The following is a 24,071-nucleotide window of genomic DNA, read 5'->3' on the forward strand; positions in this document are numbered from 1 at the left end:
GCAAAGCACACGCTCGCGGACGAATCTTCACCCGCGGCGCATCCGGCCGGCACGACATTCATCGGACGAATCGGACGAGACGGCACGCATGCGTGCCGGTCGATCGATCGGGAAGACGCAGGATGGGACATCGGATTCGGGTGACGCACCGGGAGCCGACGCAGCCGTCGACGGGTTCGTCGGGTGCCTGTCGGGCGGCCGGCGGCCTCGCGCGGTCATGTCATGCGGGGGACGCTTCGAATGCCGCGGTGCGGGCGTCGGGCAGTTGTGCGCGCCGTTCGTCGGAACGGCGGCCAACCCGTCGCACGCGACAGCGCGGCGTGGCGCGCATTTTACCCCGGGCGGGGATCAAGGCCGTGGAATCGGGCGGAACGGGAGGCGGGAAAGAACGGGAATGGGGAAACGCAATTCGTGCCACATGGCAACGGCGGCGATGTGGCAGCGATGCCCGGCGCGCACGGCAACCTCGAAGACCGGCGCGATCATGCGCCGGTCATGCGGCCGGAAACCGAAGCGGGAATGATCTCCCGCTCGCCATTCACGCGCCGCTCAGAACCCCTGCATCGTCACGGTCGGATCGACGACCAGATGCACGACGCCGTAGATGACCGCGCCGACGAGCAGCGCGAGCAGGATCGCCACGAACGGCAGCAGCGTGAAGTTGACGTTCGCGAGATCGGCTGCGTGCGCCTTGCTGTTGCGTACGCCGAAGAAACTCCACAGGACCAGCTTGATCATGCCGAGCAGTTTCATGATGCGCTCCTTTCATCGAATCGGTTGACGCTATCGTCGATCCGACCGGCATCCGAAAAAAGAAGCAGTTGCGCGCGCTTTTCGCGCAGCAGGCCGTCTGCGGCCGCATGTCGCAGGCGCGTCAGCGGTCGAGCACGAGCGATTCCGTGGCGCGTTGCGCGGGCCGCGCGACGCACAGCAGCGCGCAGCCGGGTTCGACCGCCGCATCGGGCGTTTGCTCGTAGTCGACCGCGCCGGACAGCACGCGCGTCGCGCACGTGCCGCACGAACCGGAGCGGCATTCGGACGGCACGGCGACGCGCTGCCCTTCCGCGAATTCGAGCAGCGTGCCGTCGGCGGGCGTCCATGCGGCTTCGCGCCCGGTGCGCCGGAACACGACCGGCACGCTCGCCGCCGGCGCGCCTGCCGTGCCTGCCGCTCGGGTCACGCTGCGCGCCACGCTCGACGGCCCGAACGCCTCGAAGCGGATGCGTTCGTCCGGCACGTTCAGCGCGCGCAGCCCGTCGTACAGATCGCGCATGAACGCCGACGGCCCGCACAGGTAGAAGTCGTAGTCGTCGAACGGCAGGATCCGCTTCAGTTGCGCGATGTCGATGCGGCCGGCCCGCGCTGCCATGTCGCCGTGCGGACGGCTGTCGAACCAGTGCAGCGACAGCCGTGCATCGGCCGCCGCGATGCGCGCCAGTTCCGCCGAAAACGGCCGGTCGGCCGCTTCGCGCGCGCCGTGCACGAACACCACGCGGCGCGACGGCGCGGCGTCGGCCAGCGCGCGGCGCAGTATCGCGATCATCGGCGTGATGCCGATGCCGGCCGATACGAGCACGGCCGGGCGCGGGCTCGCGAGATCGAACGTGAAGCGGCCGCGCGGCATCTGCGCGTCGAGCGTCATGCCCGCCTGTGCGTGATCGTGCAGCCATGCCGACATGCGCCCTTCGCGCTTCACCGTGATCCGGTAATGCGCGCCGCCCGGTGCATCGGAAAGCGTGTAGCTGCGAATCAACGGTGCATCGCTGGACGGCAACGCAACACGCAGCGTCAAATGCTGCCCGGCGTCATATGCGGGCAACGCGCCGCCGTCCACCGATTCGAAATGGAACGAACGGATCGAGCGCGCTTCGTCGACGATCTTCGCGATGCGCAGCGATCGCCATGCGGGTGCCAATTGGTGTGCCGATGCGGACGGCACCGGCGCGACCGTCGCTGTCACCGCTCCACCCGCGGCCGCCGCCATCGCAGCGAACTGCGGCGCGCGCTCGACCGCCGACCACCGGAACGGCAGCACCGCGCGCATGCGCCGCACCTCCCGCACATGGAACCGCACGACACGCTGCGCGCCGTCGAACGACGCGACGAGCGGCCCGTCCCACACGATCTCGGCGCGCGCGGCGACATACAGCAGGTCGCCGCTGTCGAAATCGACGAACAGCAGCCCCGCGCGCGGATCGTGCTGCAGGTTGCCGAGCGTGTTGAAGAAACGGTTGCCGCTGAAATCCGGCGTCGTCAGCGTGTGCGCATCGTCGACGCGCACGAAGCCCGGCATCCCGCCGCGATGCGACACGTCCGCGCCGCGCGCGGCGCCCGCGTCCGCCGACGTGTTCGCGCTCGCGACGAAGAACGTATCGGCCTGCGCGAGCAGCGCGCGATCCGCATCGCTCAGCCGGTCCGATACGTCGGGCTCGACCGGTGCATCGCCGTCGCGCGCGACGAACGTCGGCGTGCGGCCCTGGATGTACTTCGCGCAGTTGCCGAAGCTCTGCTCGACCGCGATCGTCAGCGCATCGCCGTCGACCGCACGCACCATGCCATTGACGCGATTGCGCCGGCGCGTATCGAATTCGATCCCGAGCCCGCCGAGCGGCGCGCCCGGCTGCCACGCGCCGGCCAGCGGATCGCCCGGCAGCGCGGGCGCCGCGATGCGCAGCGTGCGCGCATCCGGCGACGCGACGAACCCCGGTGCGCCGGCCCGCAGCGTCGCCCACGGCTGGCCGTGCGCATCGACGCCGCCGAGCACGAAGAACGGCAGCTGCGCGAAAAACGTCCGGTGCTGGTCCGGCATGAAGCGCCGGATTCCGCGCCGGCCGGCCGCGCCCGCGGCTTCCGTTACGCCCGCGCGCTGCTGCACGGCGAGTTCGCCCGCGTGAAACGGCGCGGCGTCGAGTTCCCAGCCCGGTACGGCGGCGGTCGGAGCATTCATCGCGTTCTCCTGAACAGGCGCGGCTTCGGTTGGCGTTATGCGGCGAGCAGACCCGCGCGCGTCGTCGGCATGCCGACGAAACCCGGCAGCGCCTCGACGCGTGCCAGCCATGCGCGCACGTGCGGATACGGTTCGAGCGATACGCCGCCTTCCGGCGCGTGCGCGATGTACGTGTATGCGGCGATGTCCGCGATCGTCGGCTGCGCGCCGGCGGCGTACGGCTTGCCGGCCAGTTCGCGGTCGATCACGTCGAGCAGCTTCGCGGCCGTGCGCTTGGCCGCTTCCTGGTCGAGCGGCGCGCCGAACACGGTCACGAGCCGTGCCGCGGCAGGCCCCGTCGCGATCGGCCCGGCCGCGTACGACAGCCAGCGCTGCACGACCGCCGCGCCGGCTGGATCGTCGGGCAGCCAGTGCGCGTCGCCGTAGCGCTTAGCGAGATACACGAGGATCGCGTTCGAATCGGCGAGCACGGTGCCGCCGTCGTCGATCACCGGCACCTGCCCGAGCGGATTGAGCGCGAGGAACGCCGGTTCGCGCTGCGCGCCGGCCGCGAGATCGACGTCGATGGTCTCGGACGGCAGGCCGAGCAGCGACAGGAACAACCGGACACGATGCGCGTGCCCGGACAACGGGAACGAATAGACGCGAATCGGGGCGACGGGCTCACCAGCGACGGGCCTACCGGCGACGGGCTTGTTGGCGACGGACATGGAAAACACTCCGTAATCTCGCGTCGCCGGGAATCGGCGACGAACGGCCCCAGAGTAGCGCTCGCGGTTCGCGGCCAGAAGACGGATAATCGCTGAAACATTATCCGCTTTCATAGGACAATCGACGATGGCCGATCTGCGCGACGTGAACCTGAACCGGCTGGCGATCTTCGTCGCGGTGGTCGATGCCGGCTCGCTGACGGCCGCGGCCGAGCGGCTCGGCCTCGCGAAGACGGTCGTCAGCACGCACATGCAGCGCCTGGAATCCGAGGTCGGCGCGAACCTGCTGGTGCGCACGACGCGGCGACTGAGCGTGACCGACGCGGGGCGTACGTTCTACGACGCGTGCCGCGCCATCGTGCGCGCCACCGAAGCCGCGCTCGACGCGGTGTCGTCCGACGCGGGACCGCTGCGCGGCACGCTGCGCGTGAGCGTGCCGATCGACTACGGCGCGCAGGTCGTCGCGCCGGCCGTCGTCGCGTTGCGCGACGCGCATCCGGGGCTCGACGTCGAGCTGGTCGCGAACGACCGCGTCGTCGATCTCGTCGCGGACAACCTCGACGTCGCGATCCGCATCGGCCGCCTCGCCGATTCGAACTATCGCGCGGTGCAGCTCGGCACGTACGAGAAATGGCTGGTCGCGAGCCCCGCGTTCGTCGCGCGCTACGGGCTGCCGCGCGATACGGATGCGCTTGCCGCGCTGCCGTTCGTGATGCTGTCGACGCTGCCGCGCCCGCACACGTTCGAACTCGACAACGCGCGCGGCGGCAGCGTGTCGGTGCGCTGCGTCGCGCCGGTCGTGTCGAACACCGCAACGGCATGCCGCGCGATCGTGCTCGCGGGCGGCGGCTTCGGGCTGCTGACGGATTTCTCGACCGCCGACGACGTCGCGGCCGGCAGGCTCGTGCGGCTGCTGCCCGCGTGGCGCTCGGCGCCGGCCGGGATTCATGCGGTGTATCCGTCGACGCGGCTGCCTTCGCCGAAGGTGCGGGCGTTCATCGATGCGATGAAGCAAAGGATCGGCGAGACGCCGCCGGCGGCGCCGGTACGCTCGACACGATCGAAACGAGCCGCAGGCTGAATCCGGATCGCCGCACGTTTTTGCCCCGCCTCCAATCCCCTTTCCCCGCGGCTTTCCCGCCCCGAACAAATACGCCCTTTTATTCCCCCAAAAAAAATAGCGTATTGCTTTGCAAATTTTCTACTAACCTTATTCCCGGTAATACGCCAATTCGCGTTTACCGAAACGTTTCAATTCTCCGCTTTATTCAATCAAACAAGGAGTCTGGAAATGCAAACCGCCGCAATTTCATGGGGAACCACGCCGTCGATTCGTGTCTACACGGCCAACGGCAACAAGATCACCGAACGCTGCTACGACGGGTCGAACTGGTACACGGGCGCGTTCAACCAGGCGGGCGACAACGTGTCCGCCACGTGCTGGCTGGTCGGGAGCGCCGTTCACATCCGCGTGTACGCGACGAGCGGCGGCACGACGACCGAGTATTGCTGGGATGGTGACGGCTGGACCCGGGGCGGATACACGGGTTCCTGATCAATCGTGCCTGGGGCGCGAAGGATTTCGCGCCACGATCGGCGCAATGTGAGCTGTTTTTTGCGTTGCGCCGCTTTTTTATTCGCTCCACATTGCTTTCATCAATTCATCGCCGCACGAATACGGAATCAAAAACAATGACGATTTTTTGACAATCAGTAACCACCCGAAAACCGATCGCCTTTTAATTATTAAAAAGACGATTAAATCGCGAAAATCAGCACGACGCCCGGTGCGCCGTGTGATTACCGCGTTCGTTTCATTTTCAGCCTGCAATTTGCCGGGGGTAACAGGAACGGTGCGATGCCATCCGGTTAGCCAATCTCCCGCAATGTCCCCAGCAACACCTTCCTGCAACTCGCGACCATCTGCGCTTCCGGATCGCGATAGTCGGTGAGCAGCCACGCCGCGCCGACGTTCGTCATCGCGCCGACGAGCGCGAGCCCGATCAGCCGCTGCTCGGTGCGCTCCGCGGGCGTCGCCGCTTCGCGCGGCGCGCCGATCGCCATGATCAGCTTGCCGAAGTCGATCAGCATGCGCTGGTACGTCATGTCGGTATCCGCGCTCACGCCCATCACCTCGAGCAGCAGCACGCGCGCCGCGCATGGATCGCGCAGGAACGCGAAGAACGCGGCGAGCCCCGCGTCGACGCTCTCGCGCAGATCGCCGCCGCGCGCGGCGACCGCCTGCGCGACCGCGTCATGCAGCTGCTCCGCGTGATGCAGGTAGGTGCAGCGCAGCAAATCGTCGGTGCTGTCGAACGCCGCATAGAAATAGCGATCGTTCAGCTTCGCTTCCTGGCAGATCGACCGCACGGTCGCCTTGCGAAACCCGACCGTGCCGAACACGCGCGTCGCCGCGCGGATCAGCGCATCGCGCCGCTCGGCGGCACGCACCTCGGGCGCCACGCCGCCGTACGACCGGCCCCGTTTTTTCGTTTCGAGTGCTTTCTCCATTCCGCTATTTGACATCAGGACACCCTAAAACTAAAGTGGTGACGACCAACACCACAATAGACGCGCCGCCGGCACAGTACCAGCGGAGCGGGAGGAGCAACGGATGAACGGGTTTTCCGGCAAGGTCGCCGCGATCACGGGCGCCGGTTCGGGCATGGGTCGCAGCCTCGCGGTCGAGCTCGCGCGGCGCGGCTGCGAGGTCGCGCGGCAGATCCTCGCGGGCGTCGAGCGCCATGTGCGCCGCGCCCGTGCACGCAACCTTCGCCCGAAGGAAGCCCCCGTGGGAGAACGCGCCCACGCCCCGGCCGCATGCCCGACCACGCCGACCAAGGACCCCGCATGACCTCGACGACGACCGCCCGGCGCGACGCGCCGCCCGCCCCCGGCGCCCGCCATGACCGTGGCGACGGCAACGACCTCGACGTGCTGATCGTCGGCGCCGGCCTGTCCGGCATCGGCGCCGCGTATCACCTGAAGCAGCGCTGCCCGCATGCGAGCGTCGCGATCGTCGAGGCGCGCGACGCGATCGGCGGCACCTGGGATCTGTTCCGCTATCCGGGCGTCCGTTCGGATTCCGACATGTTCACGCTCGGCTACAGCTTCCGCCCGTGGCACAGCGACAAGGCGATCTCCGACGGCCAGACGATCCTCGACTACATCCGCGACACCGCGCGCACGTACGGGATCGACAAGACGATCCGCTACGGCCAGAAGGTCGTCGCGGCCGACTGGGACTCGAATCGCGCGCGCTGGACGGTGCGCATCGAGCGCACGCGCGACGGCGCGACCGACACGCTCGTCTACACCTGCCGCTTCCTGTTCATGTGCAGCGGCTATTACGACTACGACGCCGGCTACCTGCCCGACTGGCCCGGCATGGACACGTTCGAGGGCAAACTCGTGCATCCGCAGCACTGGCCGAAGGATCTGACCTACGCGAACCGGCGCGTCGTCGTGATCGGCAGCGGCGCGACGGCCGTCACGCTCGTGCCGTCGATGGCGGCCGACGCGCGGCACGTGACGATGCTGCAGCGCTCGCCGACCTACATCGTGTCGCTGCCCGCGCGCGACAGGATCGCGAACGCGCTGCGCCGCGTGCTGCCGTCGCGGCTCGCGCACCGGCTCGTGCGCGTGAAGAACGTGCTGCTGACGATGTACCTGTACAACGTGTCGCGCCGCAAGCCCGACCAGACGAAGAAGTTCATCATCCGCGCGGCCAGCAGGCAGCTCGGCCCCGGCTTCGACGTCGAGAAGCACCTGACGCCGCGCTACATGCCGTGGGACCAGCGCGTGTGCCTCGTGCCGAACGGCGACCTGTTCAAGTCGATCCGCGCGGGCCGCGCGTCGATCGTCACCGACGAGATCGAGCGCTTCACGCCGACCGGCATCACGCTGAAGAGCGGCCAGCAGCTCGACGCGGACGTGATCGTCACCGCGACCGGGCTGAAGGTGAAGCTGCTCGGCGGCGCGCGCGTCACGGTCGACGGCCGCACGGTCGACCTGCCGGAGACCGTGTCGTACAAGGGAATGATGTACAGCGACGTGCCGAACCTCGCGTCGTCGTTCGGCTACACGAATGCATCGTGGACGCTGAAGGCCGAGCTGATCGCGCGCTACGTGTGCCGGCTGCTCAACCACATGCGCGCGAACGGCTACGACACGTGCGTGCCGCGGCTCGGCGCCGGCGATCTCGGCGACGTGCCGGCCGTCAACCTGAGCTCGGGCTACATCCAGCGCGCGGCCGGCATCCTGCCGAAGCAGGGCCATCGCAAACCGTGGAAATTCCATCAGAACTACGTGCTCGATCTCGCATCGCTGAAGTTCAGCGCACTCGCCGATTCGGCGATGCATTTCGAACGCCGCGCGAAAACCGGCCCGGCTGCGACAGCGCCGGTTGCCGAACCCGCACTCGAAACCCGCTGAGGCCGACATGACCCCTACGCTCCATCTGATCCAGAACGTGCTGCTCGGCGTCGTCGCGGTGCTCGCCGCGCTCGCGCTGTTTTCCGGCTACGTCGCCAGCCGCGTGACGCGCGCGTTCCCGCCCGAAGGCCGCTTCGTCGACATCGGCGGCGACCGCATCCACTACGTCGAATACGGCAACGGGCCGCCGATCGTGTTCGTTCACGGGCTCGCGGGGCAACTGCGCAACTTCGCGTACCTGCCGCTCGCGCGGCTCGCGCAGCGGCATCGCGTGATCCTCATCGACCGGCCCGGCGCCGGCCGCTCGACCCGCGGCGCGGGCTCGCAGGCGAACGTGTTCGCGCAGGCGCGCATGGTCGCCGCGTTCATCGACGCGCTGCGGCTCGACAAGCCCGTGCTGGTCGGCCATTCGCTCGGCGGCGCGATCGCGCTCGCGGTCGGCCTCAACCATCCGGACCGCGTGAGCCGGCTCGCGCTGATCGCGCCGCTGTCGCACGAGCAATCCGAGCCGCCGGCGCCGTTCCGGCCGCTGATGCTGCCGTCGCCGCTGGTGCGCCGCTTCGTGTCGTGGACCTTCGCAATCCCGCTGACGATCCTGACCGGTCGCAACGCCGTGCGCCAGGTGTTCGCGCCGGAAGACGTGCCGCGCGACTTCCCCACCAAGGGCGGCGGGCTGCTCGGGATGCGGCCGCATGTGTTCTACGCGACCGCGACCGACCTGCTGTCGGCGCCCGTCGACCTGCCCGCGATGGTGCGCCGCTACGCGGAGCTCGCGCTGCCGGTCGACGTGCTGTACGGCCGCGCCGATCCGATCCTGAACTGGCGCGAGCACGGCGACGCGCTCGCGAAGAAATCGGCGCGCGTGCGGCTGAAGGTCGTCGACGGCGGACACATGCTGCCGGTCACGATTCCGGATGCGACGGCCGACTGGCTGCTCGAAGTCGCCGCCGCGCCGGCCGACGCCGTCGCACGAGCTGCGCGTATCGAGTCCTGAGCGGGAACGACGCGGGGCCTGATTCAGTGCCGTGCAGCCGGTGCTGCGACGGAATCAGGCTTCGTCGTCGGGCACCGACAGCCCGAGCTCCGCGATCACCTCGCGCGCGTTGCGGAATGCCTCGACCGCGGCCGGCGCGCCCGCGTACAGCGCGCTGTGCAGCAGCACCTCGCGGATCTCGACGAGGCTCGCGCCGTTATTGAGCGCGCCGCGAATGTGACCCTTCAGTTCCGTGCCGCGGCCGAGCGCCGCCAGCATCGCGCAGGTGCACAGGCTGCGCGTCTTCAGGTCGATCCCGCCCCGGTGCCACGTGCTGCCCCAAGCGTGTTCGTTCAGCCAGTCCTGCAACGGCCGCGAAAATCCGTCGAGGTCGCGCATCGCGCGCTCGACGAACGCCTCGCCCATCACGTCGATCCGCCGCGCCTTGCCGTATTCCCTGTCCTGTTCGCTCATGTCGGTGTCCTGGGTGAAGTCGTGGTCGTGGTCGTGGCCGCGGCGGCGTCGCCGGCAGCCGGGAGATTTCGCGCCATGTTCACGGGGCCGGCGCGTTTCGTCAAAGATGCGGCCCTCGGTTCGCGGCTGTTCGAGGCTGTTCGCGTGACGGGCGGTCGAACGCTACGTAACATCCGGCCGCGCGTTACGGCTGCTTACGGGAACATCGCCACCGCCGCATCCATGCACGGTGCGTGCCCGTCGCGCGAAACCGCCATTCCTCCGTTTAAATCGCGTTGATATTCCCGATTCCTGCAACAAAGCGCGACGCCGTTTCGATAAATCCGTCATGGCGCGGAATTTGCAGTGGAGGCTTGGACACACTTCCAATGTCGAGGCCTACATGCACAATATCTTCAAGAAGACGACGGTAACGATGGCCGTCTCGTCGCTGCTCGCGCTGTACGGTTGTGGCTCGGTCGATGGACCGACGACCCCGCCGACGATCAAGACGAGCACGTCGGGGACGGGCGGCACTTCGGGGACGTCCGGTACGTCGGGCGGCGGTTCGTCGGGGACGTCGGGTGGCGGGAGTTCGGGTACGTCGGGTACTTCGGGTACTTCGGGTACTTCGGGTACGTCGGGTACGTCGGGTACGTCGGGTACTTCGGGTACTTCGGGTACTTCGGGTACTTCGGGTACTTCGGGTACTTCGGGTACTTCGGGCACTTCGGGTACGTCGGGCACCTCGGGCACCTCGGGTACTTCCGGTACCTCGGGTACTTCCGGCACCTCGGGCACTTCCGGTACCTCGGGCACCTCCGGCACCTCGGGTACTTCCGGCACCTCGGGTACTTCCGGCACCTCGGGCACCTCCGGCACGTCGGGCACCTCCGGCACGTCGGGCACTTCCGGTACCTCGGGCACTTCCGGCACTTCCGGCACTTCCGGCACCTCGGGCACCTCGGGCACCTCGGGCACCTCGGGCACTTCGGGCACTTCGGGCACTTCCGGCACCTCGGGTACTTCCGGCACGTCGGGCACTTCCGGTACCTCGGGCACCTCCGGCACGTCGGGCACTTCCGGTACATCGGGCACCTCCGGCACCTCGGGTACTTCCGGTACGTCGGGCACTTCCGGCACCTCGGGCACTTCCGGCACTTCGGGCACTTCCGGCACCTCGGGCACTTCCGGCACCAGCGTCACCCCGCTCGGCAACGTCCTCCAGCAATCCGGCAACCTCGTGACGGCACTCGGCACGACGGTCGCGAACGGTGGCGCGCAGATCGGCGGCGTGCAGATCCCCGGCACGAACCCGACGACGGCCACCAGCGTCGGCAACGCGGTCACGAGCCTCGGCAACGGCGTGCAGTCGCTCGGCAACGGTGTCGCTGCCGGCCTCGGCTCGATCGGCGTGTCGCCGAACCCGCTCGGCCCGACGCTCACGTCGACCACCGGCCTGCTGACCGGCGCCGGCGGCGCGGTCAACAACCTCGGCAACGCAGTGACGAGCCTCGGCACCGGTCCGCTGTCGCCGCTCGCGCCGGCGACGACCCTGGTCGGCAATCTCGTCAACACGGTCGGCACTGCGGTCAACTCGACCGCATCGGCGCTGAATACCGCGCTGAACAGCGCGCCGGTCCAGCAGCTCGAGACGCAGCTCGGCAGCGTGATCAACCCGATCACGAACACGCTGACCGGCGGCGTCACGACGCCTGGCGCCACGCAGACGCTCGGCGGCGCAACCATGCTCGGCGCCCCGCTCAGCGGACTGCTGAGCACGCTCGGCAGCGGCCTCGGCCTCGCCGGTTCGCAGATCGGCAGCGCGACCGGCAACCCGGTCGGCACGAGCGCCGGCAACGGCGTGTCCCAGCTCGGCAACACGGTGGCGTCGGCGGGCGGCCTGCTGTCCAGCGGCAGCTCCAGCAGCGGCACCAACCCGCTCGCCCCGATTACCGGTCTGCTCGGTACGCTGACGGGCGGGCTCGGCGGCGGCAGCAGCTCCAGCGGTACGGGTGGTACCGGCGGCACCAGCGGCACCAGCGGCGGCCCGCTTGCGCCGGTCACCGGCCTGCTCGGCACCGTGACCGGCGCGCTCGGCGGCCTCGGTTCGAGCGGCACGAGCGGTACCGGCGGCACGAGCGGCACCGGTGGCTCGGGCGTCGGCGGCCTGCTGGCGCCGGTCACCAACCTCGTCAACGCGCTGACGCCGCTGGGCGCAAGCCTCACCGGCACGGTCACGACGCCGGGAGGCAACGTGACGGGCACCGTCGGCGGCCTGCTGACGAGCGGCCCGGTCGGCACGCTGACGGGCGCGCTGACGACGCCGGCCGGCTCGGCGGGCGCCAACGGTACGGTGAGCCCCGGCGTCGCAACCGGCACGGCGACGACACCGGCCGGCAGCGGCACCGTGGCGGCCCTGACCGGCAGCTCGAACGGCGGTACCGCGGGCGGTGCAGCCAGCCTGCTGTCGCCGGTCACGAACCTGCTCGGCGGTCTGCTGGGCGGCGGCACCAAGAAGTAAGCAGTAACGCTTCACGCATCAGAACCACAGGCCAATGGCCGGGCGCGCATCGATACAAAGCCCGGCCGACGGCCGGCGTCACCCGCCAAGCGGGGGCGCCGGCCGTCATCCCGACGAGGATCCGATCATGAATTCCACGCTCGACGGCATCGCCGCGGTCCAGGACCGCCCGCCCCGTTCCGCCACGCCCTTCCGCGCCGGCCTGCTCGGCATCGCGGCCGGGCTCCTCGCGCTGTGGTTCACGCGCGACCAGCCGGCCCTCGACGCCGCGACGCGCGCAATCATCGCAAGCCTCGCGATCATCGGTACGATCGCGCTGCACGAAATCCTCATCTCGCGCGTCTACCTGCGCCCGAGCGCCGGGCTGTCACGCCAGGCCGTGCGGCCGCTCGGCCTCGCGCGCGTCGCGACGCGGCTCGGCGCGCTCACGTCGATCTATGCGGGCATCGGGATGCTGTACTGGCTGCTGCCCGAATATCACGGCGATTTCTACCGGCCGTTCTGGTCGCTGCTGCGCGCGCTCGCGCCGTACGTGATCGTCGCCGCGCCGTTCTATTTCATGTGGATGGACCGCCATCAGCGCGAAACCGACGACGCGTACCTGCTGTGGGGCCGCTTCCTGTTCCGCCGCGAGCGGCCCGCAAGCTGGCAGCCGGTGCGCGAGATGCTCGCCGGCTGGGGCGTGAAGACGTTCTTCCTGCCGCTGATGACCGTCTACCTGTCGAAGGACGCCGACCATCTGACCGCGTCGCTCGCGCACGCGATGAACGCGCCGATGTCGCTCGCGACGTTCTCGTTCCTGTACGACCTGTCGTTCACGATGGACCTGATGTTCGGCACCGTCGGCTACCTGTGCACGTTCCGCATCCTCGACAGTCACGTGCGCACAGTCGAGCCGACGGCGCTCGGCTGGGGTGCCGCGCTGATCTGCTATCAACCGTTCTGGTCGCTGATCTCGATCCACTACATCCGCTACGAAGGCTCGCTGTTCTGGGACAACTGGCTGCTGTCCGCGCCGACGCTGCGCGTGATCTGGGGCGCCGTGATCATCCTGCTGCTGATGACCTACGCGCTGTCGACGATCTCGTTCGGGCTGCGCTTCTCGAACCTCACCAACCGCGGGATCATCACGTCGGGCCCGTACCGCTTCACGAAGCATCCGGCGTACATCACGAAGAACCTGTCGTACTGGATGGTGTCGGTGCCGTTCGTCGAGCCGCTCGGCTGGCAGGTCGGGCTCATGCACTGCGCCGCGCTCGTCGCGGTCAACCTGATCTATTACCTGCGCGCTAAAACGGAAGAACGCCACCTGATGCGCGATCCGGACTATCGTGCGTACGTCGAATGGATCGCGCAGCACGGGTTGTTTGCGCGGATCAGGAAGGCGTTCGGGGTGCAGCAGCCGGCGTGACGCGTCGGCCGGCGGCGGGGGCGGCGATGCGTCGGTCCGGCCGACGATGCACACGCCGCCGGCTCATCCGCGCCTGCGCTTCAATACGGCGATTGCGGCGAGGCACGCCGCCGGCATGCCGAAGCAGAATGCCGCCAGCGGCCACGGCGTATCGCCCGGCAGCACCAGAGTGGCGAGCGTGCCGACACCGCCAACGATCAGACTCTGGATGCAGTAATACAGCGCGACCGCCATTCCCGCGGCATCGTCGAAATCCCGAAGCGCCCCGTTCGCAGTCACCGACGACATCAGGACGATGCCAACCGCGACAATCCACATCGGCATCACGAAGGCAATGAACGACGGCGCCATCAGGATGGTGCATGCGGCCAGCACGATTGCGCCCGTCATCATGACGCCGGCTCCCCGGACAAAGCAGCCCCGAATGCCCCAGTTCGACACGAACCATCGCGCAAAGCGCGCGGCAATGATCATCACGATCGCGACGGTGGCAAAAGCTGCACTGAATTCGGTGCGGGAAAAACCGGCATGACCGATGAGCACACGCGGCGCGATCGAGAAGAACACGAAAAACGCGCCCATCGCGGCTCCGAAGCCGAGCGCGTGGATCTGGAAGGACAGGTTGCGCACGATCGACGCAACGGGCTGCCGTAGCCTACCCGCCGCCGGTGGCCGCGTTTCGTGCCATCGCAACCACGCGCGGCCGAATGCCACGCACCCCGCCACGCCGAGGGTCACGAAGATCGCGCGCCATCCGAAGCCGCGTGCAATGCCCGCGCCGAGCATCGGCCCGAGCGCCGGCACGCATGCGAGGATCGCGCCGAACTGACTGTAGATCGTGCTGCCTTCCGGACGGTCGGCATAGACATCGCGAACCGTCGCAAAGGTCGCCACGAGGGCAGCGGAGGCGCCAAGCGCCTGCAGCATGCGCAGCACGACGAACTCGACACCGCCGCTCGTCGTCGCGAGCGCCAGGGAGGCTGCCGAGAAAAGCAGCGCGCCGCCCAAAAGCACCGGCCGCCGTCCGAAACGATCCGACAGCGGGCCGAACACCAACTGACCCAAGCCAAGAAAGACCATGTACGCGCTCAGCGTCAACTGAACCATGGCGGGCGACGTATGCAACGCCGACGGCATCTCCGGGATCACCGGCAGATACACATCCATCGCCAACGACGCGAGAAGATCGAAAGGAACCATCAGCAGCAATGCCGACGGCAACGAGTAGGCCCATGCGGGCGCAGATTGATTGGGCATGACAAAGCCTCCGCTCGGAAAAGGAGATCCGGCGGCAATCTGCCTGCTGAGTCATCGACGAGAGGAGATCGCCGCAACAACCGGGTGAAGAAGGTTGCTGCGGCTTAGCGATCCGTAGACGGGCCCGCTCCCATGGTGAGATCCTTGTGGGGTTCGTTTGCCGTGAAGTGTATGCGATTTCGCGGCACCACCGCGCGACGCAGCCGGAAACCGTGGCGCGGCACGATCGCCGACATCCGCAGCGAGTCGCGCGGCATCGGCTCACGCATCCGTTGCGGCCAATTGTCGCGAAACGCCGCGATTCCCCGCTTTTTGTCGCGTTTCTCCGCCGGTCCGATTGCCCGCCCCCGGCACCTCGCGTATGGTGCTGGCCGTCCGCGCTCGAACCGTCGCCCGGACACCCGACCGTCGTCCCGCACGACGGCCGTGCGGGCCGTGCCCGCCGCTCACCGTCTCCGCGATGCCGCCCGCCGGCACCGCGCATTGATGAGGATAGAGGCGTGATCCACAAAGTCCTGATCCTGTTCGCACTCTGCATCGCGGGCCTCGCCGCGATCGCCGCCGGTTTCCAGCACATCCCCAGCTGATTCGCGGCCCCGGCTCGCTTCGCCGAGCCCGGGGGCCGCCCCCATTCCCTTTCCCTTGTTGCGACGAACCTCTTTCTCGAACCGCCCGGGACGGGCGACCTTTGCCATGCGCATCGACGTACAGCATTCCCAGCACGACATCGACGATGAACTCGACACGCTCCACGCACGCCTCCACCAGCCGGGCCATCGCCTGCACGGCCTGCCGGCCGTCGCGCTCGGCCGCTCGGGCCTGATCGTCCGCCACCGCGAAGCGGACGGCGAATACTTCCTGTATGTCGAAGATCCGGCCGCGCGCCAGCTCGCCGGCTACACGGTGTTCAACCGCCTTCCCGAAATCCCGCGCCGCGCCGACCGCTACCTGCGCGCACCGCATACGCGGCTGCGCGGCTCGGCGCAACGCAAGGGCCTTGCGACGACGCTGTATCGCTGGGGGCTCGACGCGGGCCTGTGCCTGATCAGCGGCGCGCGCCAGTCGGTCGGCGCCGCGCAGCTGTGGACGGCGCTCGCGCAGCATTACCGGCATGGCTTCGTCGATGTCGAAGGCCGCGCGCTGCGTTATCTCGGCGACACCGTTCCTGACGACGTGCACGGCGCGCTGCATACGCGGCGGCTGTTGCTCGGCAACGGGTGGGCGATGACGGAATTCGCGCGGGCGGCCGGGATGAGCGACGCCGAACCGGTTCGCTGCGATTCCGCGACAATACTCAACGGGGCAGCGCAGGCCGCGTCACGCGCGTAGCGTCGGCGACACGCACCACGCCGCCCGAACGCCGATGCGATAATCCGTCCGGTCCGCGCGACGCGGCAGCGCACCACGCCAACCGAAACGCTCATCGATGACCACCGATCCCCGAACCGACACCGACCGCCGCATCAACATCGTCGCCCTGTGCGGCAGCCTCCGGTCGCAGTCGTACAACGCCGCGCTGCTCGATGCAGCCGCGCTCGTCGCGCCGCGCGGCATGCGCATCGCGCGCTTCGATCGCCTCGGCGAATTCCCGCTGTTCAACCCCGATACCGAATATCCGTCGCCGGCCGCCGTGCGCGACCTGATCGATCGCCTGAATGCGGCCGACGGTGTGTTGATCGCGAGCCCGGAATACGCACACGGCGTGACCGGCGTGATGAAGAACGCGCTGGACTGGGTCGTCGGGTGCGAGGCGGTCGTCTACATGCCGGTCGCGGTGCTGAATGCGTCGCCGCGCGCGACGCACGCGGACGCGGCGCTGCGGGAAACGCTGTCGGTGATGTCGGCACGCATCGTCGAGCGCGCGTCGATCACGCTGCCGATCCTCGGAAGCCAGCTCGATGCGGCGGGCATCGCCGCGCATCCGCCGTTCGCGTCGGCGCTGGCCGATGCATTGCACGCGCTCGGCGCGGCAATTGCCGAAGGCGCGCCGCCGGGCTGACGTTGCGCATCCGCAAACGCATCGCAGTCCAGACGAATCGGACATTGCGCCCGTCGACAGGCGCAATGTCCTGCCCGGATCATCGTCCGCGATAGATCGGCCTGTCGGCGGCAATCGAGCCCGATTCGCTCGCGGTCGGCGACATCGTCCCGTATCCGCTCGTATCGGCAGCCGACGTACCCGTCGAACCGATCTTCGTCAGCGCTTCCGCCAGTTTCGCCGGATAGTGCGGGTCTTCGCCGGTCTGACGGTAGCCGGCCGCGTGCAGTGCGGCCAGTTCGGCCGTGACCTCCGCGCGCGTCACGGTGGACTGCGGCGCGGCCCAGGCGGAAACGGAAGCGGTCGCGGCAACGGTCGCGAGAACATACAGAGCAAGCTTGTTCATGTGAACTCTCCTTGGCATCGACGACGTTGTCGACAGAGAGTGAGTCGATCCGCGAGCGCAAAGATGACACCCGCCGACGGAATTTATTCGACGTCGTGTCGCCATGCCGCGCCGTGCCACGACCAGGCGTCGTGCCCGATGTGAACGTGAAAACCGATCGGCTGTCAGATTTCGCCGGCTCGCGCGACTACACGCATGTGGCCATGCGCCACCGCCTGTTCTCGTTCAAAGGGTCCGACATGAAAACCAGAATCTGGATACCGATCGCGTCGCATCTCGCGACGGGTCTCGTTGCATTCGCCGCGGGCATCTACGTGCTTCCGATCCTGACGGCATCGGAGGGCGCAAGCGCCGTCGAACTGCAAGTGGCCGCCGAAAACACGCGACATACCGGTCGCTTCGAACGCGATCTGCCGGGAAGCGATCCGCTGCACTGGGCAGACGGCAAGCTGACGATCACCGATTCGTCGATTGCCTTCGAAGGCGACGTCGCACCGGGGCCCGACTACAAGATCTATCTCGTGCCGGAATTCGTCGACACCAAGGCGTCGTTCCTCGCGATCAAGGCGCGTGCCGCGCGCGTGGGCGACCTGAAGACTTTCGGCAATTTCGTCGTGCCGCTTCCCGCCGACGTGAATCCCGCGCAATACACGTCGGTCGTGATCTGGTGCGAACGCTTTTCGAAATTCATCAGCGCGGCCCGGTATCAAAGCGCAGCGACGTCGGGCCAGGTGTCGATGTAACCGGCTCCGGCTGCAACGCTGCGTGGTCGCGTGCTACCGGCTCTTGCCGCGCGCGCCCTTCTTCACCGCCTTCGCGCGCGGCGCTTCCTTCTCGGGCTGCGCGCCGCCGCCGGCGAGATCCTCGAGCCACGCGAGCGCATCGACGTACGACAGGAACTGCTGCAGATATTCCGGCGACAGCTCGCGCATCGTCGACAGCGACCGGTGCACGAGGCTGTTCGAATTGAGCGGCCCCGCATTGCGCGGCACCTGGTCGAGCGACTGGCGGTACTGCTGTTCCGTGCGGACTTTCGACCACATCGTGCGGAAGTAGTCGATCAGCTCGGGATCGAGCCCGCGCCGGTCGGCCTGCGCATCGCGCGCGAGCCGTTCGACGAGTTCCGCAATCGCGCCGCGTACGGGCGCACCGGCCGTGGCTTGCGCATTGTCGCGCGCGGCCTTCGCTTCATCGGCCCGAGCGACGACCTCCGCGAAGCCGTCGATCAACGCTGCCAGCCGCGCGTCGAGCAGCCCGCGAGCGTCGCCGTCGAGCACGGCCGCGCGCCGTTCGAGCGCGTCGATCCGGTGAAAGCGCACGGGATCGAGCCGGTCGGCGCCCTGCTCGCGCCATGCGTCGAGCGTCGCGCGGGCGGGCGTCGCGTCGTCCGTCACTTCGCCTTCCCTCCGTTCGATGCGCTCTTGCGCGGCACCGGCGCGATCTCCACGCGGCGGTTCTTCGCGCGGCCTTCATCGTCCGCATTCGAGCTGACCGGCTGTTCGGATCCGAACGCAGCCGCGAACACCGATGCCGCCGGCACGCCGGCGTCGATCATCGCACGCGTGACCGTCAATGCGCGCTTGGCCGACAGCTCCCAGTTGTCCGCGAACTGACGATTGCCGGCATGCACCTGCTGGTCGTCGGCAAAGCCGCTGATCATCAGGATCTCGTCGCGTGTCTTCAGATAGGCGGCCAGCGGCGCGGCCAGCGTCTTCAGCAGGTCGCGGCCCGCGGGCTGCAACTGGTCGGAGTTCAGCGCGAACAGCACGTTGCCGCTGATGCCGATGCGCCCGTTCACGAGCGTCACGCGGCCGGCCGCGAGCGGCCCGGCGAGCGCCTGTTCGAGCGACTTGCGCTGCTGCGCTTCGAGCTGGCGCGCACGCACGGCTTCCTCGAGCTTCGACGTGAGCTGAAGCTGCATGCCGATCACGCCGACGAGGATCAGCACGAACGCGCCGAGCAGCACCGACATCAGGTCGGCGAACGCGGGCCACACCGGCGCGGATGGCGCGCCGCCGTCGATTTCGTCGTGCATGCGTTACGCTCCGACAGGCGCCCGCCGGCCGGCGAGCTGCTGCAAGTCTTCGACGATCTGCTTCTGCGACATCATGCTCAGGTCGATCACCTCGCGCGCCTGCGCGACGTAGTACTCGAGCTGCTCGTCGCTGCGCGCGAGCGATTTCTCGAGCGCGACCTCGATGCGCTGCAGATGGGTCAGCAGCTTGTCGTTCGACTCGCCGAACACCTGCACGGCCATCCCGAACGCATCGCCGAGGCTCGCGACCTCGACTGCGCCCGCGGTGACCTGCGCGGCCACCGAATCGAGCTTGCGCGTTTCGGCATCGACGGTGTCGTTGAAGCGCGCGCCGACGCGGTCGAGCAGGTCGGCCGACGTGCTGACGAGCGCATCGATCGCGGCGCGCTGTTCGGTCGACGCGTGATTGACCGCGCCGAGCAGCGTTTCGAGCGTCGCGAGCAGGCGGCTGCGCTCCTCGAGCGTCGCGGTATCGCGCACCATGCTGTCGGACAGGCGCTGGCGCAGCTCGGCGACGACGTCGGCCGCGGCCTTCGGCGCCTCCGACGCAGCCTGCACGAGGCGCGCGATCTCGTTGATCGTGTCGCTCGCATGCACCTGCGCCTGCGCGGTGATGTCGTTCGCGGTGCGGGCCAGCGTGTCGCAGATGTCCTGCTGGCGCGTCGCGGCCTGCGCGCTCGTCTGCGCCCATTCGTCGCGCAGCGCGGCCGCCATCGCGGCGAGCGAATCGTTCCATGCGGCGAGGCGCTGTTCGTCGCGTGCGGCGAGTTGCGCTTGCAGGCCTGTGTGCGAATCGCGGATCGTCGTCAGCAGTTCGTTCGAGCGTTGTTCGAACGTGGCGGCCTGCGTGGTGAGGTCGCGCGTCGTTTGTGCGAGCGCATCGCAGATTTCCTGCTGACGGCCTGCGCTGTGTACGCCTGCGCGTTGCCATTCGTCGCCGAGCTTCGTCGCCATCGCGGCCAGCGAGTCGTTCCAGGCAGACAGGCGTTCTTCGTCGCGTGCGGCGAGCTGCGTTTGCAGGCCTGTGTGCGAATCGCGGATCGTCGACAGCAGTTCGTTCGAGCGTTGTTCGAAGGTCGAAGCCTGCACGGTGAGATCGCGTGTCGTTTGCGCGAGCGCATCGCAGATTTCCTGCTGACGGCCTGCGCTGTGCACGCCTGCGCGCTGCCATTCGTCGCCAAGCTTCGTCGCCATCGCGGCCAGCGAGTCGTTCCACGCGGACAGGCGTTCTTCGTCGCGTGCGGCGAGTTGCGATTGCAGGCCCGTGTGCGAATCGCGAATCGTCGACAACAGTTCGTTCGAGCGTTGCTCGAAGGTCGAAGCCTGCACGGTGAGATCGCGCGTCGTTTGCGCAAGCGCATCGCAGATTTCCTGCTGACGACCTGCGCTGTGCACGCCTGCGCGCTGCCATTCGTCGCCAAGCTTCGCGGCCATCGCGGCCAGCGAGTCGTTCCACGCGGACAGGCGTGCTTCGTCGCGTGCGGCGAGTTGCGATTGCAGGCCCGTGTGCGAATCGCGGATCGTCGTCAGCAGTTCGTTCGAGCGTTGTTCGAAGGTCGAAGCCTGCGTGGTGAGATCGCGCGTCGTCTGCGCAAGCGCATCGCAGATTTCCTGCTGACGGCCTGCGCTATGCACGCCCGCGCGCTGCCATTCGTCGCCGAGCTTCGCGGCCATCGCGGCCAGCGAGTCTTTCCACGCGGCGAGGCGCTGTTCGTCGCGCGCGGCCAGTTCGGTCTGCAGCCCCGCGTGCGACTCGCGCATCGCGGCGAGCGTCGCGCCCGAATGCCGCTCGAACGTCGCGGCCGCTTCGCCCAGCGCGCGCGCGTGCTGGCCGGCCAGCGTCTCGCCGACCTGCTCCTGGCGCGACAGCGCTTCGCGCCATGCGTCCGACAGGCGGCCTTCGGTCGATTCGAGGCGCGTCGCGACGCCGTCGAGCAGGTCCGTCGAACGCTGCGCGAACGTGTCGGTGAACTGGCCGAGCGTCGTCTGCAGTTGCTGCGCGACGGCGTCGCCCGCGCGGCGCTGTTCGTCGAGCGCGCGGTTCCAGACGGCCGTCACGTTGCCGGTGGTCTTCTCGAAGCCGTCCGTCAGCCCGTCGAGCTGGCGCTGCACGGCGCCCGTCACGGTGTCGCGCAGCGCGGCCATCTCCTGCGCGAGCCCCGTCATCGTCGCCGCGACGACCGGCTGCAGCGCGGCGCCGGCCACGCGCGCGCTCTCAGCGGCGCTTTCCTTCAGCGCGTCGCCGACGTTCGACGCGAGGCCCGCATACGCGCGCTCGGTCCGGTCGAAAAACGCCTGCTGGCTTTCGAGCTGGCGATCGTGCAGCGCGACGCTGCGCGCCTCGAGCGTCGTCATCATCGTCTGCAGCCGGTCGACCAGCGCCGGCATCACGTCGGCCTGGCGCTGCAGCAGCCGGAACGATTCGTCGCGCTGGTGCGCGGACGAATGCACGCGCAGCGTCGTCGCGATCTTCGCGTCGAGCTGCTGCGCTACGTCGATCCGCTCGCGGCGCACGAGCGCGGACAGCAGCCCGAGCATCGCGGACGTCGCGACACCGGCGATCGACGTGCCGAACGCGAAGCCGAGACCCTTCACCGGCGCGATCAGCGATGTGCGGATCGCGTCGAGATCGGTCGCGCTTTCGAGCGCGGCGCCCGTGCCCTTCAGCGTCACGACCATCCCGAGCAGCGTGCCGAGCATGCCGAGCAGCACCAGCAGGCCGACCAGATACGGCGTGAGCGCCGGGCCCGGCAGCGCGACGCGCGCGCCTTCGACACGCGCACGCACCGCGCCGCGCAGGCCCGGGTGCAGCGTGTCGAGCCACGCGTCGAGCTTCGCCGGCGGCTCGGCCAGGCCCACGACCGCGCGCGACAGCGTGGCGGTCGCCTGCCGGTAGCGCAGCAGTTCCCATGCGCCAGCGACGTAGCACGCGCCGATCAGCAGCGTGACGGCGGTCGCCAGCGGGTTCGACGCGACATAGCCGACGCCGATCCAGCCCACTGCGAGCAGACCGGCGACGAAGACAACGAGATCAATGCGAATTCTGGACATAGAGCGTGTTGATTAGCAGGTGCGAAGGGCCGCGAGCAGCCCGTCTACCGTTTGAAACCGGACTTCGAGTTCGGCGAGCAGGATGCTCTGCATTTCGTCTCGAAACGTGTCGAGCCATGCGCCGGGCACGATCGCCGCGACGGCCGTGCCGTCGGCAACCGCGCCGTCATCGGCCGCTTCGGCCGGCTCGGCTGCAGCAGCGGATTCGGCATCGGCCAGCGCCTGCCGTTCCGCGTCGCGCAACCGCCCGAAGCGCGTGCCGAGCAGCGCGGGCACGGCCGACAGCAGGCTGCGCTCGCGCACGCCGAGCACGCGCTCCATGATCGTGTCGAGCGTCGCGAGCCGCGCCATCCCGGGCGAACGCGCGGCGAGCGCGACCCGCAGGCGGCCGCGCAACTGGCCGATCGCCGTTTCCATCTCCTGCTGCAGGGACAGATAACGCTGGCGGAAGTCCGCGAAATCGGCCGTGTCGGCGGCCGGCGGCGGCATGTCGCCGGGCCGGCGCCGCGTACGCGGACGGTTGGTGGCCGTGATCGCCTGCGCGAGATCGTGGCGCACGCGCGCGCAGTCGCGCTCCGCGTCGTAGCCGCGCACGCCGGCCGCGACGCCCAGCGGGCTCGTGCTCAACGCGGACGACAGCGTGATCGCGTCGGTCCAGCCGAGCCACTGGCTCAGCCGGTCGGACAGCGTCTGCCGGGATTCCGCGACGTCGGCATCGGCCAGGCGCGCGAGCAGCCGGACGAGGGTCGGACCGCTCAATGCCGGGCGCGGAGGAGCTTGCACCATGCTGCAAACCGTCAAAAAAGGCAGCAGTTTACACGTCGTCGGGAGGTCGACCGTCAGAATCGGGGAAGCGGCGCCGGCCGGCGCACCGGGCGACACACGCTGACGCCCGTCGCGCAAGGCTCCGCGGGCGATGGCGGGTAGCGGGGACCACCGTCGTCGGCGGCTCGGCGAGCCGCTGGGATCGGGGCACCGGGCGCATCGCCCGGTGTGTCATGAGGAAGAAGAACGCGTTTCCGGAAGCGTGCCGCGCGGTTCGAGCAGTTCGCGCCGGCGGCCGACCATGGGAATGGCCGGCCGCCATGCGATGCAGAGCGGGGACGGAAGCCGTCAGATCCCCGCTTTCGGTGCATTCAGGATCAGCCGCAGCCCGAGCAGCGTGATCGCGCCGGCCGCGATGCGGTCGACCCACTTCTTCGCGCGCAGGTAGAGCTCGCGCGGCCGGCGCGTGGAAAAGCACAGCGCGACGATCGTGTACCAGCCGAATTCGACGCCGAACACGAGCGGCGGCAGCGCAAGGTAGCACCACAGCGGCGGATGCTGCGGGAGCAGCGCCGCGAAGATGCTGCCGTACCAGATCGCCGTCTTCGGGTTGCTGAGCTGGGTCGTGAGGCCCGTCCAGAACGACTTGCGCGCGCTGCCGCCGGCCACAGCCTGCGGGTCGTCCATCGCGATCGGCCGGTCGGCGCCGCGCCAGATCTTCGACGCCATGTAGATCAGGTACGCGCCGCCCGCGATCTTCAGGCCCACATACAGCCATTCGACGGCCTGCAGCAGCGTATAGAGCCCGGCCAGCGCGACGCCGCCGAACACGATGCCGCCCATGCCCATGCCGAGCGCGGTGGCGAGCCCGTCGCGGCGCGACAGTCCGATCGAATTGCGGGCAACCAGCACGAAGCTCGGGCCCGGAATCATCGCGCCTAGCCACAGCGCGGCCAGGATCGCGAGTACGGCAGCCGATGCGGTCATCGAAATCTCCTTGGTCAGCGACGCCGATGCGCCGGCGCCTGCGTGTCGTTTCCGACGGTCGAGCTGCCGATTCTGGCACGCTTCGCGCGTGACCGAAAGCGGCCGCGCGCTGCTATGCTGGCCCTCTTTCCCGTCATCCC

The 24,071-nt window shown here is 68.7% G+C and carries 22 protein-coding genes and 1 pseudogene; 10 read left to right on the forward strand and 13 right to left on the reverse strand.

The window, feature by feature from the left end; genetic code table 11:
• Nucleotides 1-549: 549 nt before the first annotated feature.
• From AC3WLY_RS00960 to AC3WLY_RS00970, 3 genes are all read right to left on the reverse strand, one after another.
• Complete coding sequence (locus AC3WLY_RS00960) at nt 550-753, reverse strand: DUF2970 domain-containing protein (protein ID WP_034182111.1); 204 nt, start codon at nt 751-753, stop codon at nt 550-552.
• Nucleotides 754-874: 121 nt separating this feature from the next.
• Complete coding sequence (locus AC3WLY_RS00965) at nt 875-2,947, reverse strand: pyridoxamine 5'-phosphate oxidase family protein (protein WP_492308383.1); 2,073 nt, start codon at nt 2,945-2,947, stop codon at nt 875-877.
• A 35-nt stretch (nt 2,948-2,982) separates the two neighbouring features.
• The gene (locus AC3WLY_RS00970) at nt 2,983-3,657 is read right to left on the reverse strand and encodes a glutathione S-transferase family protein (RefSeq protein WP_492308382.1); all 675 of its coding nucleotides are present in this window, start codon (nt 3,655-3,657) and stop codon (nt 2,983-2,985) included.
• Between the two features lie 127 nt (nt 3,658-3,784).
• Between AC3WLY_RS00970 and AC3WLY_RS00975 the strand changes: the two genes are divergently transcribed.
• Nucleotides 3,785-4,738, forward strand: a complete 954-nt coding sequence (locus AC3WLY_RS00975; RefSeq protein WP_492308381.1) for a LysR family transcriptional regulator — start codon at nt 3,785-3,787, stop codon at nt 4,736-4,738.
• 210 nt (nt 4,739-4,948) lie between these two features.
• The gene (locus AC3WLY_RS00980) at nt 4,949-5,212 is read left to right on the forward strand and encodes a fucose-binding lectin (RefSeq protein ID WP_175960616.1); all 264 of its coding nucleotides are present in this window, start codon (nt 4,949-4,951) and stop codon (nt 5,210-5,212) included.
• Between the two features lie 314 nt (nt 5,213-5,526).
• Here the strand turns inward: AC3WLY_RS00980 and AC3WLY_RS00985 are convergent, their stop codons facing one another.
• On the reverse strand, nt 5,527-6,183 hold the full coding sequence (locus AC3WLY_RS00985) for a TetR/AcrR family transcriptional regulator (RefSeq protein ID WP_175960618.1): 657 nt from the start codon (nt 6,181-6,183) through the stop codon (nt 5,527-5,529).
• 88 nt (nt 6,184-6,271) lie between these two features.
• Between AC3WLY_RS00985 and AC3WLY_RS00990 the strand changes: the two are divergent.
• The 3 genes and pseudogenes from AC3WLY_RS00990 to AC3WLY_RS01000 form a co-directional block, all read left to right on the forward strand.
• Nucleotides 6,272-6,373, forward strand: a pseudogene (locus AC3WLY_RS00990) (short-chain dehydrogenase); the annotation flags it as partial.
• A gap of 134 nt (nt 6,374-6,507) precedes the next feature.
• Nucleotides 6,508-8,091: a flavin-containing monooxygenase gene (locus tag AC3WLY_RS00995; RefSeq protein ID WP_492308380.1), complete on the forward strand. Its 1,584-nt coding sequence runs from the start codon at nt 6,508-6,510 to the stop codon at nt 8,089-8,091.
• Between the two features lie 7 nt (nt 8,092-8,098).
• A complete protein-coding gene (locus AC3WLY_RS01000) occupies nt 8,099-9,085 on the forward strand; it encodes an alpha/beta fold hydrolase (RefSeq protein WP_492308379.1) in 987 nt (328 codons plus the stop codon).
• Between the two features lie 54 nt (nt 9,086-9,139).
• Here AC3WLY_RS01000 and AC3WLY_RS01005 read toward each other — a convergent pair whose 3' ends face one another.
• Together AC3WLY_RS01005 and AC3WLY_RS01010 are read right to left on the reverse strand one after the other, a co-directional pair.
• Complete coding sequence (locus AC3WLY_RS01005; RefSeq protein ID WP_175960624.1) at nt 9,140-9,538, reverse strand: carboxymuconolactone decarboxylase family protein; 399 nt, start codon at nt 9,536-9,538, stop codon at nt 9,140-9,142.
• A gap of 378 nt (nt 9,539-9,916) precedes the next feature.
• Complete coding sequence (locus tag AC3WLY_RS01010; RefSeq protein WP_492332634.1) at nt 9,917-10,867, reverse strand: highly repetitive protein; 951 nt, start codon at nt 10,865-10,867, stop codon at nt 9,917-9,919.
• On the opposite strand from AC3WLY_RS01010, the gene AC3WLY_RS01015 reads away from it, so the two are divergent.
• Nucleotides 10,761-12,041: a collagen-like triple helix repeat-containing protein gene (locus tag AC3WLY_RS01015; RefSeq protein ID WP_492310095.1), complete on the forward strand. Its 1,281-nt coding sequence runs from the start codon at nt 10,761-10,763 to the stop codon at nt 12,039-12,041. The two genes, AC3WLY_RS01010 and AC3WLY_RS01015, sit on opposite strands and share 107 nt — an antisense overlap.
• 127 nt (nt 12,042-12,168) lie before the next feature.
• On the forward strand, nt 12,169-13,452 hold the full coding sequence (locus AC3WLY_RS01020) for an isoprenylcysteine carboxylmethyltransferase family protein (protein WP_492310096.1): 1,284 nt from the start codon (nt 12,169-12,171) through the stop codon (nt 13,450-13,452).
• A gap of 63 nt (nt 13,453-13,515) precedes the next feature.
• Here the strand turns inward: AC3WLY_RS01020 and cml are convergent, their stop codons facing one another.
• A complete protein-coding gene (cml, locus tag AC3WLY_RS01025) occupies nt 13,516-14,709 on the reverse strand; it encodes a CmlA/FloR family chloramphenicol efflux MFS transporter (RefSeq protein WP_492310097.1) in 1,194 nt (397 codons plus the stop codon).
• A gap of 693 nt (nt 14,710-15,402) precedes the next feature.
• On the opposite strand from cml, the gene AC3WLY_RS01030 reads away from it, so the two are divergent.
• Both AC3WLY_RS01030 and AC3WLY_RS01035 read left to right on the forward strand, forming a co-directional pair.
• On the forward strand, nt 15,403-16,038 hold the full coding sequence (locus AC3WLY_RS01030; RefSeq protein WP_492310098.1) for a histone acetyltransferase: 636 nt from the start codon (nt 15,403-15,405) through the stop codon (nt 16,036-16,038).
• Between the two features lie 97 nt (nt 16,039-16,135).
• Nucleotides 16,136-16,708, forward strand: a complete 573-nt coding sequence (locus AC3WLY_RS01035) for an NADPH-dependent FMN reductase (RefSeq protein WP_492310099.1) — start codon at nt 16,136-16,138, stop codon at nt 16,706-16,708.
• A gap of 79 nt (nt 16,709-16,787) precedes the next feature.
• Here AC3WLY_RS01035 and AC3WLY_RS01040 read toward each other — a convergent pair whose 3' ends face one another.
• Nucleotides 16,788-17,093: a DUF4148 domain-containing protein gene (locus AC3WLY_RS01040; protein WP_175960639.1), complete on the reverse strand. Its 306-nt coding sequence runs from the start codon at nt 17,091-17,093 to the stop codon at nt 16,788-16,790.
• 239 nt (nt 17,094-17,332) lie between these two features.
• Here AC3WLY_RS01040 and AC3WLY_RS01045 point away from each other — a divergent pair, with 239 nt between their 5' ends.
• Nucleotides 17,333-17,836 (forward strand): DM13 domain-containing protein, encoded by a 504-nt coding sequence (locus AC3WLY_RS01045; protein ID WP_492310100.1) that lies wholly within the window; start codon nt 17,333-17,335, stop codon nt 17,834-17,836.
• A gap of 33 nt (nt 17,837-17,869) precedes the next feature.
• Here the strand turns inward: AC3WLY_RS01045 and AC3WLY_RS01050 are convergent, their stop codons facing one another.
• The 5 genes from AC3WLY_RS01050 to AC3WLY_RS01070 form a co-directional block, all read right to left on the reverse strand.
• Nucleotides 17,870-18,487: a DUF2894 domain-containing protein gene (locus AC3WLY_RS01050; protein WP_492310101.1), complete on the reverse strand. Its 618-nt coding sequence runs from the start codon at nt 18,485-18,487 to the stop codon at nt 17,870-17,872.
• The gene (locus AC3WLY_RS01055) at nt 18,484-19,128 is read right to left on the reverse strand and encodes an OmpA family protein (protein ID WP_111019667.1); all 645 of its coding nucleotides are present in this window, start codon (nt 19,126-19,128) and stop codon (nt 18,484-18,486) included. The genes AC3WLY_RS01050 and AC3WLY_RS01055 overlap by 4 nt, the downstream gene beginning before the upstream one ends.
• Nucleotides 19,129-19,131: 3 nt before the next feature.
• A complete protein-coding gene (locus tag AC3WLY_RS01060; protein ID WP_492310102.1) occupies nt 19,132-22,179 on the reverse strand; it encodes a DUF802 domain-containing protein in 3,048 nt (1,015 codons plus the stop codon).
• Nucleotides 22,180-22,191: 12 nt separating this feature from the next.
• On the reverse strand, nt 22,192-22,965 hold the full coding sequence (locus AC3WLY_RS01065; RefSeq protein ID WP_492310103.1) for a DUF3348 domain-containing protein: 774 nt from the start codon (nt 22,963-22,965) through the stop codon (nt 22,192-22,194).
• 327 nt (nt 22,966-23,292) lie between these two features.
• Nucleotides 23,293-23,931, reverse strand: coding sequence for a LysE family translocator (locus AC3WLY_RS01070; protein ID WP_072442127.1), 639 nt, complete (start codon nt 23,929-23,931; stop codon nt 23,293-23,295).
• Between the last annotated feature and the right edge of the window lie 140 nt (nt 23,932-24,071).

The sequence above is a fragment of the Burkholderia sp. FW306-1C-G01B genome, from assembly GCF_058781685.1.